Source organism: Aquibium pacificum, assembly GCF_040839445.1.
In the GTDB taxonomy this organism is placed as follows: domain Bacteria; phylum Pseudomonadota; class Alphaproteobacteria; order Rhizobiales; family Rhizobiaceae; genus Aquibium; species Aquibium pacificus.
On sequence record NZ_JBDPGJ010000004.1, the window covers coordinates 720,383 to 733,792 of the forward strand.

Below are 13,410 nucleotides of genomic sequence, written 5' to 3' on the forward strand. Positions count from 1 at the left end.
ATGGCCGCCAGGGCGCTGATGTTCCAGGGGACGGGGTCCGACGTCGGCAAGTCGCTGATCGTCGCCGGTCTCTGCCGTGCCTTCGCCAACCGCAGCCTCGCGGTGCGCCCCTTCAAGCCGCAGAACATGTCCAACAATGCCGCCGTCACCGTCGAGAACGGGGAGATCGGCCGGGCGCAGGCGCTGCAGGCGCGCGCCGCCCGCGTTCCGCCCAGCGTTCACATGAACCCGGTGCTCCTGAAGCCACAGAGCGAGACCGGATCGCAGGTGATCGTGCAGGGGCGCATCCATGCCGCGGCCGATGCCAAGGCCTACCAGTCGCTGAAGGCGAGCCTGATGCCGGCCGTGCTGGAGAGTTTTGCCCTGCTCCGGTCCGAGGCCGACCTCGTGCTGGTCGAAGGCGCCGGCAGCGCGTCGGAAATCAATCTTCGCGCCAACGACATCGCCAACATGGGCTTTGCGCGCGCCGCAGGCGTCCCCGTCGTGCTAATCGGCGACATCGACCGGGGCGGCGTGATCGCCAGCCTCGTCGGCACGAAACACGTCGTCGATCCGGCCGATGCCGCGCTGATCCGCGGCTTCGTCGTCAACCGTTTCCGCGGCGACCCCGCGCTGTTTGCCGACGGCATGGCCGAGATCGCGCGGCGGACCGGCTGGACGCCCTTCGGGCTCGTGCCGCATTTCGAGGCTGCCCGCCGCCTGCCTGCCGAGGATGCACTGGCGCTGACCGCCAAGTCCTCGCCGCGCGCGACCGGCGGAAAAGTTCGCATCGCGGTGCCCATCCTGCCGCACATCTCCAATTTCGATGACCTCGACCCGCTGGACGCGGAGCCGGACGTCGACCTGATCCGAGTACGCCTCGGCGAGGTCATCCCCGGCGACGCAGCACTCGTGCTGCTCGTCGGGTCCAAGTCGACGATCGCCGATCTCGAGGCGCTGCGGCGTTCGGGCCTAGACGTCGATATCCACGCGCACGTGAGGCGCGGCGGCCATGTTGTGGGCCTCTGCGGCGGATACCAGATGCTCGGCCGCCGCATCGAGGATCCCTCGGGGATCGAAGGCGCGCCCGGCGGCAGGGGCGGGCTCGGTCTGCTCGACGTGATGACCGAACTCACCGAAGCGAAGTCGCTCGAATCCGTCACCGGGACGACAGCCGACGGCGTCTCCTTCTCAGGCTATGAAATGCATGTCGGCCGCACGATCGGGCCGGATGCGGAGCGTCCCTTCGCACGCCTCGCCGACGGCCGCCCAGACGGTGCCACGTCGGCTACGGGTCGGGTGGTGGGAACCTATGTCCACGGCCTCTTCGCCGACGATGCGCAGCGAAGCGCCTGGATCGCGCGGCTCGGCGGACAGGCGTCCGGGCTCGATTACGAAGAGGGGGTCGAGGAGACGCTCGACGCGCTCGCCGCGCATCTCGAGCGCCACCTCGATCTCGATGCCCTGCTCAGCCATGCGCGATGAATGCCGCCGCCACGAGGCCGACCAGCGCGATCAGCAGCGCATCGGCGCGGCGATAGATCCGCAGCGCGCGCCTTATGTCGGCCGCGCTCGCTTCGCGGCGTCCGCCTTCGCCCATCAATGCGTCCTCGACCAGCACGCCGCCGTAGCTGCGTGGGCCGGCGAGCGCCAGACCAAGCGCACCCGCCATGGCGGCCTCCGGCCAGCCGGCATTGGGCGATCGGTGTTTTCGGGCGTCGCGCCGCACCGCGCGCCAGCTTGCATCAGCATCGGCATCCTCGAGCGACCATGCGGCGCCGACGATCAGCAGTGCGGTGAGCCGCGACGCCGGAAGGTTGATCAGGTCGTCGAAACGCGCCGAGGCCCAGCCGAAGGCCTCGTGCCTCGGCGTCCGGTGGCCGATCATGCTGTCGGCGGTGTTGACCGCCTTGTAGACCGCGGCACCCGGCAGGCCGGCCACGGCGAGCCAGAAGGCCGGCGCGACGACGCCGTCGGAAAAATTCTCCGACAGGCTCTCGATGGCGGCGCGCGACACGCCCGCTTCGTCGAGGTTTTCCGGGTCGCGCCCGACGATCATGGAGACAGCCTTGCGGCCGCCTTCCAGCCCGTCCCACTCCAGCGCGTCGGCGACGGCTTCAACATGGCTGGCCAAGCTGCGCTGTGCGATGAGCGAACTCGCGACGAGGGCCGTGGCGATGATGCCCACACCCGCGCCGAACGCCGCCTGCACGAGCAGGCCCGTCGCACCCGCCGCCAGGACGAAGACGACCAGCGCGAGGATACCGGCTGCCCTTCGCGCGCCAAAGCTCCGGTCGGAGCGGTTGAGCGCGGAGTCGGCCCATGCGATCAGCCGGCCGATCCAGGTGACGGGGTGGCCGATCGCTCGGTAGAGGGCATCGGGATAGCCGACGGCGCGTTCGATCAGGAGCGCCAGGAATGCGAGCAGGGCTGACATGACGAGGCCGGGCAGGGCTCCACTGGACGAGGTCACCGATCACGGCGGCAGCCTGTCGCGGGCGGCGCGGCTGTTCCCCGACGCGCCGCTGCCCTGGCTCGATCTCTCCACCGGCATCAACCCGCACTCCTATCCGGTGGAAGGAATTCCCGCCAGCGCCTTCCGGCGGCTTCCCGAGGAATCGCGGCTGCGCCAACTTCTGGCAGCGGCCGCATCGACCTATCGGGCGCCCTCGCCCGAAAACGTCGCCGCGGCGCCGGGAACGCAGATACTCCTGCCCTTGGTCGCCGCGCTGGTGCCGCCCGGCCGTGCCGCCATCCTGTCGCCGACCTATGCCGAGCACCGCCGCGCCGCGGCCATCGCCGGCCACTCGGTGGTGGAGACCGGGGATTTAGAGGCGCTCGGAGACGCGGACCTCGGGGTGCTGGTCAATCCCAACAATCCGGACGGCCGCGTCATGCGGCGCGAGGCTTTGCTCGGTCTCGCCGCAAGAATGAGGGCGCGTGGGGGCTTGCTCGTCGTCGACGAGGCTTTCATGGACGTCGGCCCCGAGGACCAAAGCGTGGCGCCGGACGCCGAAGCCGGCGGATTCGTCGTCCTGCGTTCTTTCGGAAAATTCTACGGCCTCGCCGGCCTGCGCCTCGGCTTCGCGATCGGTCCCGCGGCAGTCCTTGCGCGCATCGCAGCGCAACTCGGCCCCTGGGCCGTCTCCGGCCCGGCGCTGGAGGCCGGCATCGCAGCCCTGGAGGACTCAGGCTGGCGCGCCGCCATGCAAGTCCGGCTGGCGGCCGAGGCTGCCCGGCTTGACGCCCTTCTCGGCCGCCACGGGCTTGACGTCTCGGGCGGCACCAGCCTCTACCGCTTCGTCAGGACGCCGCATGCCGGCGCAATCGTCGAGGCGCTCGGCCGGCGCGGCATCATCGCGCGCGCCTTCGCGCGCGACGAGCAGGCCCTGCGTTTCGGTCTGCCCGCATTCCCGCCGGAGTTCGACCGCCTCGACAACGCGCTCGGAAGCTGGTGCGACCGGCGGAGTGTTGGTCCGTGATCCACGTCACGCCTCTTTCGCGCCTCAAGGAAACCCTGCGGCTGTCCGGGGCAAGCCATCTCCTGACCCTGCTTTCGGAAGGTGCGGTCTTTTCGCGCCCCGACGGCTTCGGTGCCGACCGGTGCCTGCACCTGACGATGCACGACATCCCTGAAGCGCGCGATGGCTACACGGCCCCAGCGCCGGAGCATGTCGAGGCCCTTCTCGCCTTCGCGCGCCACTGGGACCGCGCCGCGCCGCTCGTCGTGCACTGCCACGCCGGGATCAGCCGCTCGACGGCGGCGGCCTACGCGATCGCGGCCATGCTGCAACCCGGGCGCCCGGAGAAGGAACTTGCACTCGATCTTCGGCGACTCTCCCCGATGGCCACGCCCAATCCCCTGATCGTCGCCCATGCCGACCGGCTGCTGGGACGGCAGGGCCGCATGGTCGCGGCGATCCGCGCCATCGGCCGCGGCGCGGACGCCTTCGAAGGCGTCCCCTTCGTACTCGATCTGCGCTGATCGTCCGGGCTAGTCGTCGGGCGCACCGGCGGGACTTCTTCCGGACGAGAATCCGCGTCGGGGTCGATTGATCGTCGCCGGCTTGTCTGGCTCCGGCTCATGGTTCGGAGGGAAGCGGCACCGTCGACGCAACGCGCGGAGTGGAACCATACTGGCAGCGTCGAATTGTGGTGGGGAAGGGATTCCGGAAGAGAGGATCTATTCCCATGCCCAGGAAGACCAGTTTCATGCCGTTAGCCGTTGCGGGCCTTCTCGCTTCGAGCATCGGCTTCGCGAATGCCGGAGACGTGGACAGACACAAGACCGGCTCCATCACGCCGAGCGATGCTCAAAGCAACATTGCCCCGCCTCCGCCCGATCCGCACGAACTCCGCGGAGATTTCCGGGACACCCGCCCGCCGGCTCCCGATCCGCACGAACTGCGGGGAGACTTCAGGGACACCCGTCCGCCGGCGCCGGATCCGCACGAGCTCCGCGGAGATTTCCGGGATACCCGTCCACCGGCGCCCGATCCGCACGAACTGCGGGGAGACTTCAGAGACACGCGTCCGCCAGAGCCCGATCCGCACGAGCTTCGGGGGGATTTCAAGGACACGCGGGTTCCGCCCCCCGGTGCCCTCGTCCTGGGAAACCAGTGACCGGCGCGACCTTCTTCCCCTGCTTGGCATCTTGCGCCAGTGCAGGGGAAGCGTGACCGATCCGTGGTGATCCGGGAAGAGAACCGCAAAGCCCGCGAGCGCGATTTTTCCCTGTTGCATTCCACAATGAGTTCGGCCATACAGGCCCGGCTTGCGGCGACGAAGGCCGCGCGAGCGGGTGTAGCTCAGGGGTAGAGCACAACCTTGCCAAGGTTGGGGTCGAGGGTTCGAATCCCTTCGCCCGCTCCAAATTTCTTCTAACGGAATCATGCGGTTAAAGAGGTCGCCCAAGGGCGGCCGCTTTGCTTTGTGCGTTGTGGGGCCACATCGGGGCCACGTTTGCGTACTGTTGATCTACGGGCCGCATACCGGGCCACAGTGGGGCCACGTCTTCTAGCGACGATGCGCATCGAGTAGCCTTGGAAGCGAGGTTGATTTGAGATGGGCAAGCCACGGGAAAAAAAGATCGGTCGGTGCCTGCTCACTGGTGAGGTAGGTCCATTCGCGAAATCACACATTATCCCCGACGCCTTCATGCGCCGAGCGAGCGATGCGCCCCTCAAGGAATGGGACGGGACCGGCCGTCCGAAGCGTTCGTTCACCGGCTGGTATGACACCGGCATCCTCGGTCACACGGGTGAGGCCATCATCGCCAAGTATGACGACGCCGCCGCGAAGTGCTTCATCGATCACGGCTACACCTACCGTAGTCGCCGCGACCCACTCAATCTAGGGGTCCTTACCGACAAGCTCATTCCTCGCCAAATCTACGAGATCGCCAACGTCAACGCTAAGACAATGCACCTGTTTGCCCTCTCCTTACTCTGGCGAGCGGCTGTAAGCACGTTGCCAGCGTGTTCCCTGATCACAGTACGGCCGAAGCGGCTTGAGGAAATCAGAGCGAGGCTACTGGCCGGTGACCCCGGTCCCCCAGACGAGTTTCCGGCCTACTTTTCCGTATTCTGCGGAGCGGAGGAACTGCCCAAGATGGCACCCTTCCAAATGGGGCAGCCCACGTTCGCCTGTCGGTTTTTCCTCGACGGAGTAGTTTGCTACGTCTCGCCGCGAAAGCACGCAAGGGGGCTCGCTGCATTTGAAAGTTTCTTCGTTGGTCGATGTTCCGATGTCGTCAATCTGGTGTGCGTGCCGAGCGATACCTCGCAGCATGCGAGGCGAGTGAAAGAACAAGTGGTCGAACTCTTCGACCAGCACGGCGACATTTTCCGAGGCGGGAGCCGGGTCGGAAACTTCTCCTCCAATAGCTAGGACGTTACCTTTACCTGTTTAGCGCACGGGCACCGGCGACGACTAGACCTAACGCTAGCGGAAATGTGGCGGGAATGGTTGAGTGCAAAATGAGAGATTGCAGAGAATAAAGGAAATAAGAGTGAAACGTGTCTATCTCGCATCATGCGATATTGCTTTTGAACGGAAAGCATATCTTGAGCCGATTGCCGGATACTATTGACATAGTGCGCGGGGGAGAGTACTAAGGGCGTGCTGGTCTCCAATCGATCGGTGCTGTCAGCCTTCGGGTTGGCAGCGCCAACCGGCGATGGAGCAGCAACAGCGTTCAGTCGCGGCCGGGGGTCGCAATCTAAAACGCACCCCAGCGCCTGCGATCGATTGGTAGTCAGCAAATCCCAGATCGTCGGCATCCGAGTAACCGACCCGTGACGCGTAGCGTCCCGGCAATGCGGACGCGTGTCCGCGATCTGGAGAACTACAATGTCCCTGTCCGCAGCCGCCGACGCGGCGATCTCAACTGCACCATCCGGCACCGTCATCACCATCAAGCCCGCTGAAATTGCGCGCCAGCTAATTCCAATGCTCGGTTGGCCGGACGACGTGACGCTGTTTCACCATGACGATGAAGGCCAGCGCGCCGGAGTCGTTGTCAAGCCGATTGCTAAAGTCGCAGCTGCCGTCCGGGAGGCTATGGAACTTGCTGGCGAGCGGCATGTGTTTGCGGCGCTCACAGGGGTCCGCAGAGCGTTCAAGGACAAGACCGTGCTCGACGGCGCGCCAGCGGTGGATACGGCTTCCTACGCGATGAGAGGTCCGGATGGCGGCATCCATCTGATCCACCTTGCGGATAGTGAAGAAGGTCTCGCTGAACTTCTTGAACGGCTCGGCAAAGACATGACCGAGGATGCCTGCATTTCCGCCGACGTGCCGCTACCCTATGGTAATTACACCTTGCATGAAGATGATGCTGCGCGTCTGGTGAGTGGCGAGGACTTCGACGTCCTCTCAGTTGACGCGATCAAAGCTGCGATCTTCGGCGGGTCGGACGACGATGGCGACGGAGAGCGCTCCGCCGAGAGCGTCCTGTTCGACGACACGCTTGTCCAGACGGGGACTTGGAATGACGCCGAGGTGTACGGGGAGTTGAGTGCAGAAGCTTTTGTAGATGGTAGCGAGTATGGCTTTTGGCCAGGCGCAAAAGTCTACGGCGTCTTCCCCGATGGTATCCTTGACACCATAATCGGCTTCGCCACCGCGCGCCGTCTGTTCACAATGAAGAACCAAAACAGGCGCGACACGCTTCGTGGCGCATATCATATGCTGTCTCGCCATCGCGTAGGCACAAAAGAGGGACAATCCTTCATAGGTTGCACGTTCAGCATCGATCCAGGGACACAGCTCCTTCGGCGGCTCGCTGAAAACGTTGTTCTTGTATATTGGCTAGTGTTCGATTTTGATTCCGGGCAATCCGCAGCAGAAGCTGCGGAGAGGTTTCGACGCCGGGCGAAGGGGAAGACCGCTCTTCAATACTCAAGTCACTCAAATAAGAAGCTCTTGGAAGATGGATCAGTTGGCCCAGAAAAACATCGGTTAGTGATCCCGCTACTGACCCCGTTTGATCCGTCCAAGTACGAAAACCCAAAGGCAGTATTCTCAGCTACATATCTAGCTGCCGCCGATTTCTTTGGCTTTGATTGCGACCCCAAATGCAAGGACCTGCCTCATGGTTTTCACGGCCCCCGGCATCCGGAAGGTGGTGAGTTTTTCGTCAATGTTTTCGCAGGCGACCTGTTCGAACTCCCGATTGTCATGCCGGAAGATCGGCCAATGGCAAAAATCGCGAGAAAGAAGGGTGTAGCTCTCAGCTACGATGTAACCGGCGAAGCATATGTTCCCGGGGGTAGTGGCGTAGAGTTCTTCCGCTCTTTGATCGGTGATGGCCCGGATCAGCTTGGATACCATGGCCCGATTTACCGCACGATTTGCTCCTGCCTCCATCCTTCAAATGGGGGACCTGACGCTGACGCTGGTCCGATCGTTCGGCTTCTTCGCGATACAATCGAGAAGGCGGTGAAAGGGCCCGGTCGGGCGGGGAGCGACATAGTACGGTACATGTCCGACGAGTACCTCACTGCCCAGATCGCCAGCGCTCGCATCTTCATCCGGGGACAGATTGAAACCAAGGAGGCAGCGGAAGCGGCCGAGAAGGAAAACTTCGACGCTCTGGTCGCCGGTTATCGTGCCAGCCCCGATCCCAAGAAGCTCGATATAATAGGTGAGGAGTTGGCTTCCATCGGGCGGCCGTCACTGACGGCCTATGTCCGCGGAATCTTGGCTGCACCAGGAGCCGGGAAGCTTGCTGTGTCAGCTTTCGACGCCGTGATGAAGCCGCTTGAAGTGGAACATCGCGAGCGACGGCGTGAAGAGGCGAAGGGCGCCGCAACCAGAACGTCTGAAAAGCCTCTGGTTTACAAGACGGAGCATTTCGACGTGCAGTGCCAATTGGTGCAGCACGGATTGAAGCTGGCGAATGAGACTAGTCCGCACCTGTTCGAAACTGACGGGGTCGCAAAGCGCTTGATCAAGAAGGCGGATGGCAAGCACACGACGGAAGAAATGTCATGGCCGCAATTCAAGAACGCCATGAACAACGCCGTGGTATGCATCGATGATTCGGATGGAAGAGAATCTTCACGTCGGGCATCACTACCAGAAGACGTTTGCAGTCACCTATTTGGTGCTGCCGAGTTTCCCTATCTGCTGCCTCTGGATCGGATCGTCCACACTCCCATCCATTCACGCAATGGAACGCTTCGTGCAGAGGTAGGCTACGATCCGGAAACGACTTGCTACATCGATCTTGGCAACCTTCATATCCCCGAGGTGCCAGAGATTCCCGACGATGACGACTTGGCCCGAGCCCGTGACCTGATCCTCGGAAACATGCTCTTCGACTTTCCGTTCTCCGATGCCTTCGGACGGGAGATCGTGAACAGCGATGGAAACGCGATCGATGACAGCGGTGACGGATCGCGGGCTAACGCCGTCGCTGCGGTATTGCAGCATTTCGTCCAAGGACTCTACAGCGGCGCCACTCCTGCCTATCTCATCGGCAAGCCCACGGCTGGCACCGGTTCTGGATACCTCGCCGACACGACCAGCATGGTGAGCGCTGGAAGGCGCGCATCACCGTTGGCTTTACCGAAGCAGGAAGACGAGATCGAGAAGCGACTGACCGGCGTCCTGATCGAAGGACGCGCTATAGTCATGTTCGACAACGTGACAGGCCGCATCTCGTCACCCGCACTGGCAGCCTTCCTTACGGCTGGCGATAGCTTTTCAGGTCGGCGACTCGGAAGCTCGGAGATGCTTGACCTGAAAAAGCGGTGCACCGTCATCGTAACGGGCAACGGCCTGGAACTGGACGGGGAACAGCGCCGCCGCTTTGTGCCTATATATCTGGATGCCAAGACCGACAAACCCGGAGACCGGGACCCTGATGCGTTTAGACAGCCCAAACTTCATGACTATATGGAGCGGAACCGAGGTGAATTGGTCTGGGCCTGCTTGACCATCGTGCAAAACTGGTTTGCCAAAGGTCAACCTTCCGGCACCGTCATTCTGGCGACTTTTGAAGCCTACTGTCGCGTAATGGGCGGCATTCTGGACGCGGCCGGAATTGATGGGTTCCTATCCAACGTAGGACTGTTCCGTGAGTCGCAGGCCGATGGCGCAGGAGATGGCGATGACGACACCCTTTTCATGCAGGCCCTCTATGATGAGGCATCTCGACGCAAGCTTCTTGAAAAAGGCTTCACGGGCGAGATCGCGAACGAGGTTGCCTTCAGGGGTGACGTAGCTCAATTCGCTTGTCTCAACATCGATCCGTTTGAGCGTGACAAGGAAGGGGTGCTCAAGCGGTGGCTGAGCCGGGGCACAACGCTCAAAACGTATCGACTCGAAATCGATGGAGAACCCAAGTTGATGCGCTTCATGCGTGCCACTCCGCAGCCGGTGACAAAGCGCGCCCGTTGGAAGTTCGTGCCCGCCGAGTAAGGTGGGAAGGGAAACACAGGGTCCGGGAGGTCAGCGGGAGGTTCCAGAGGGTCCACCGGGAGGACTCCACCATTCAAGAATGGTGAAACGCTGCGGGTCCGGGAGGTCCGGGAGGTCCGGGAGGGTAGACTTCCCCTCTCTCTGCTCTGTTAGAAAGAAACTAGTGTAGGAGCCGTGCACTACGATGCTGAATCTTATTTGCGACCATAGTGGGGTGTTTCAGCAGTTAACCTCCCGCCCTCCCGACTCCTTGGAAATGCTGGATTTTGACCTCCCGCCAGTCCTCCCGCTGACCTCCCGCGACAACACGAACCAACCACAAAGGCGAAGCCGACCAATACGCAGCATCTGCTCTCAACCGCCAGACCTCTATCCGTCTGGACTCAACCTCCGATCTCCTTGGTAGTCTTCTGAACCCATTACACCGCTGGTACGTGCCGCGTCAGCCTCACCTAACCGATAACCCTTTCGGTTGAGTCCAGAATCCCGGACTGCCGAACCGAACGGTTGAGACCAGAAGCCTCGTGCGGACGTGCCTTCTGATCTCAACCTCCTACTCAGCACTTCCGAACGATCCGATGAACGCAACGAGTACGACCGTCTAGCAAACGAGATGAGTGCAGACTCGCCTTCTCCACTCGACCGTCAAAGATCGCCAGCACCGACCGCACAGAAATTGAATGGGTTGAGTGCAGACGGCCTAACCGGCCGACCGGCGCCGGGGCGCATCTTCTTCCCACGTGGGCTCGGCATTCGGGGTGGCGGGTGGCTCCTGCGATTCTGAGGAGAACAGCTCTCCCCACTTTCCCAGGAGTCCGCGACACGAAGAGCAGGCTACTTCTTCATAAACGGCAATGGACGCTTCGACTTGGAATTCGTTGAGTGCACCGCAGTGGCTGCATTGCAGGAGTTTCGCTGTCATGGCATTGCCTCCCCCTAGAACAGAAGGTCGGTTGTTCCGACGACCTGCGCACGATAGCACCTTCTTCGGAGATTCCATAGCGACAACGGCCGACCACGCTAACGAGGTCACCGCGACCGGCAGCGGCCATTTTTTACGATCTCCCGTCCGTCTGACGACGACAAATCAAGGCTCAAAACTAGGTCTAAATTTTGCAGGTTCGCGTGCGGAAGCGCAGCCCGTGACGATCGCGACGAGTTTTGTTCGCACGCCCGCGATGGTTTCCTATGTACGTTAGTTAACATATGAAGTAAAATCGACACATCCCGGAGCCTGTGCTCTCGCGACGGAATCTGCGGACCTGCATTTCGTTGGTCGCCGATACTTCTTTGGGTCGCCGGATTGCGCCACCGGTGCCGTCATGGCCGTGGTCTGCGGAGCCGACCACGCCATGGCTATGACGGTGATACCGCTGAAGCCGTCAAGGCGATCTTGCAGCGACCGTGCCGGACGTATCCCGAGGTGGTACGAATGGAAGCACGCTCGGAAGCGGTTGAAGGAACCCGACCCAGGGATCGCTAAAAATTTAGTCAAATGCACGAGATCGCCAACCGCCACACTGCCGCCGCTGAAGAGGCTCCGACACGTTCGGAAGGCCGAACACGCGCAGGAACCTACCGCGTCTCCACTGTCATGTATTCGTGCAGATAAAATCTTCTGTCGAACATATTCCAATCCGCTTTCCAACGGCGTTTACCAAGCGAAAAATATATAGGAAATACAGCAATTAAGGAGCGAAACGAGCGTTGCGATTCCTGAAATCCCTCGTATTATCGCGATTGCGGGTAAGGAGTAACGCCAGTGACTAAATACGTCTGTTATCTTCGTGTCTCTAAAAAGTCCCAAGGCGAATCTGGTCTGGGGCTTGAGGCACAACAGCGCGATCTCGAATTGTTTCTCTCAAGCTACACAAAAGACCCGGAGGTTATTGCTACCTTCACCGAAGTGCAGTCAGGCGCGGACGATGATCGACCGGAGCTTGCGAAGGCGCTGGCGCTGGTCCGGAAGACTCCGGATTGCGAGCTTCTGGTTGCAAAGCTGGATCGCCTTTCGAGGCGGGTGAGCTTTGTCGCGAAGCTCATGGAAGATAAGAAAGTCAAGTTGCGTGTCGCCTGTATGCCTCATGCCGACCCGTTCGCCCTTCACGTTTATTCGGCACTTTCCGAACAGGAGCGGATTTTCATTTCCCAGCGGACCCGCGCCGCCCTCCAGTCCGCGAAGGCGCGCGGCGTTAAGCTTGGCGGCTGCCGGGACAACATCGATGCCCGCAACGCTGGACTTAAGGCAGCAGCCGATGCGCGCGCATCAAAGCTGATCACTATTATCGGCCCGATGCGCGACGGCGGGAAGACGCTTGCGGAGATCGCCAACGCGCTAACCACCATGGCTGTCCCCACGGCGCGTGGCGGGCGCTGGAGCCCCGTGCAAGTGTCGGACATCCTCCGGCGCGCACCTGACTGCGCTCGCGGGGCAAGCTAATGGGAGTGCTCTTCGCACTGATCAATTTGATAATGGCTCTCATTTTTTTCTACGTCCTCTGGCCTCTCTAGCATGTCACCTCATGCGACCCGCAACGACTGCTGTAGGCTAAAGCCGCAGCGTTGATCAGAGAAGCAAGCGGAAAGCTTTAGAAAAGCTTTCCGCAATTTTCTTGCAATGTTGTCTAAAATTTAAGTCAAAAAGGGACCCGATGGGGTAGTTACCCCTACGCCTCTGGATCGCCTTATAGTGCCTGTTAGTGCGCACTAAACTTTGTGTTTCGGGTTCAGTGACGGTTTCCATGCAAGGGAACAAGGTCTGCACTCAACCTTCAACCCGACCAGCCGCCTCAGCCCGGCTAAATCGCCACCCGGCCGAACCAAAAAGCTCTCGGATATCGCCAGGGTGTGTTAATATTTCGGTGCCGCTCGGAATGATCCGCTCCGACCTGTGCCAACATCCTGACGTGAATCAGGATTGTGAATTCTGTTCTAGATTTGGTTGGACGAGCGACCCGTAGGTTTCGATCACATCCAAGATATTCATTGGCATGTGAGTAGTGCAACAACTAGAAGTAGATGAAGTACAATCTGTCAGTTGCAGCTTGGAAAGATGATCAAGTCAATGATTCGCGATGGCATCGGATTCGTGAAGCTGGTTCGTCCGCTCGCTCTCTATCGCGCTAAGAGATACATGCAAACGGAAGAGCTTCTGAGACGCCGCAAGATCGCCGGAAACTATTCAATCGTGGCCGCGCTGCTGTCGGCGTCATGTCACCATCATATGGGCAATGTAGGCTATGCAACTGCCCTATACGAAGACATTTACATCAAGGCCAGTTCTCAAGAGTTTTTCAATCAAGACAGCACGGAGTTCCTGCGTAGCTATGCTGTCTGGGCTGCGGAACGACGAATCGCGCGTCGGGCATTCGATCTGCGGCGGGTTAACTTTGTCCTTCGAAGTATGTTTGCTCTCGGTGATGTAGAGCTCTGATAAATATTTCTATGTTAGTTTTCTAATGTATTGAGACAATAACGGACCGTCCCTTTCTCGCCACATCCCGG

Annotated in this window: 8 protein-coding genes and 1 tRNA gene; 8 read left to right on the forward strand and 1 reads right to left on the reverse strand. The window is 61.1% G+C overall.

Annotated features, from left to right (window positions below; genetic code table 11):
• Positions 1 to 1,464: a cobyric acid synthase gene (locus ABGN05_RS20025; protein WP_367955795.1), complete on the forward strand. Its 1,464-nt coding sequence runs from the start codon at positions 1 to 3 to the stop codon at positions 1,462 to 1,464.
• On the opposite strand, the gene cbiB is transcribed toward ABGN05_RS20025, so the two are convergent.
• Positions 1,448 to 2,416: an adenosylcobinamide-phosphate synthase CbiB gene (cbiB, locus tag ABGN05_RS20030; RefSeq protein ID WP_367955796.1), complete on the reverse strand. Its 969-nt coding sequence runs from the start codon at positions 2,414 to 2,416 to the stop codon at positions 1,448 to 1,450. The two genes, ABGN05_RS20025 and cbiB, sit on opposite strands and share 17 nt — an antisense overlap.
• Here cbiB and cobD point away from each other — a divergent pair.
• The 7 genes from cobD to ABGN05_RS20065 all read left to right on the forward strand — a co-directional run bounded on the left by cobD (position 2,415) and on the right by ABGN05_RS20065 (position 13,339).
• Complete coding sequence (gene cobD / locus ABGN05_RS20035; protein WP_367955797.1) at positions 2,415 to 3,461, forward strand: threonine-phosphate decarboxylase CobD; 1,047 nt, start codon at positions 2,415 to 2,417, stop codon at positions 3,459 to 3,461. The two genes, cbiB and cobD, sit on opposite strands and share 2 nt — an antisense overlap.
• On the forward strand, positions 3,458 to 3,964 hold the full coding sequence (locus ABGN05_RS20040) for a tyrosine phosphatase family protein (RefSeq protein ID WP_367955798.1): 507 nt from the start codon (positions 3,458 to 3,460) through the stop codon (positions 3,962 to 3,964). Before cobD ends, ABGN05_RS20040 begins: the two co-directional genes overlap by 4 nt.
• Positions 3,965 to 4,776: 812 nt before the next feature.
• Positions 4,777 to 4,851, forward strand: a tRNA-Gly gene (locus ABGN05_RS20045).
• Between the two features lie 192 nt (positions 4,852 to 5,043).
• Positions 5,044 to 5,868: a hypothetical protein gene (locus ABGN05_RS20050; RefSeq protein WP_367955799.1), complete on the forward strand. Its 825-nt coding sequence runs from the start codon at positions 5,044 to 5,046 to the stop codon at positions 5,866 to 5,868.
• Between the two features lie 462 nt (positions 5,869 to 6,330).
• The gene (locus tag ABGN05_RS20055; RefSeq protein ID WP_367955800.1) at positions 6,331 to 9,906 is read left to right on the forward strand and encodes a hypothetical protein; all 3,576 of its coding nucleotides are present in this window, start codon (positions 6,331 to 6,333) and stop codon (positions 9,904 to 9,906) included.
• A 1,762-nt stretch (positions 9,907 to 11,668) separates the two neighbouring features.
• The gene (locus ABGN05_RS20060) at positions 11,669 to 12,346 is read left to right on the forward strand and encodes a recombinase family protein (protein ID WP_367955801.1); all 678 of its coding nucleotides are present in this window, start codon (positions 11,669 to 11,671) and stop codon (positions 12,344 to 12,346) included.
• Positions 12,347 to 12,958: 612 nt separating this feature from the next.
• Complete coding sequence (locus ABGN05_RS20065; protein ID WP_367955802.1) at positions 12,959 to 13,339, forward strand: hypothetical protein; 381 nt, start codon at positions 12,959 to 12,961, stop codon at positions 13,337 to 13,339.
• The last annotated feature ends 71 nt before the right edge of the window (positions 13,340 to 13,410 follow it).

What these genes read in the sequence shown, in the direction of transcription:
- cbiB (WP_367955796.1), bottom strand. Translation starts at nt 2,416, where the DNA reads ATGTCAGCCCTGCTCGCATTCCTGGCGCTCCTGATCGAACGCGCCGTC.
- ABGN05_RS20065 (WP_367955802.1), top strand. Translation starts at nt 12,959, where the DNA reads ATGATCAAGTCAATGATTCGCGATGGCATCGGATTCGTGAAGCTGGTT.
- ABGN05_RS20055 (WP_367955800.1), top strand. Translation starts at nt 6,331, where the DNA reads ATGTCCCTGTCCGCAGCCGCCGACGCGGCGATCTCAACTGCACCATCC.
- ABGN05_RS20025 (WP_367955795.1), top strand. Translation starts at nt 1, where the DNA reads ATGGCCGCCAGGGCGCTGATGTTCCAGGGGACGGGGTCCGACGTCGGC.
- ABGN05_RS20050 (WP_367955799.1), top strand. Translation starts at nt 5,044, where the DNA reads ATGGGCAAGCCACGGGAAAAAAAGATCGGTCGGTGCCTGCTCACTGGT.
- cobD (WP_367955797.1), top strand. Translation starts at nt 2,415, where the DNA reads ATGACGAGGCCGGGCAGGGCTCCACTGGACGAGGTCACCGATCACGGC.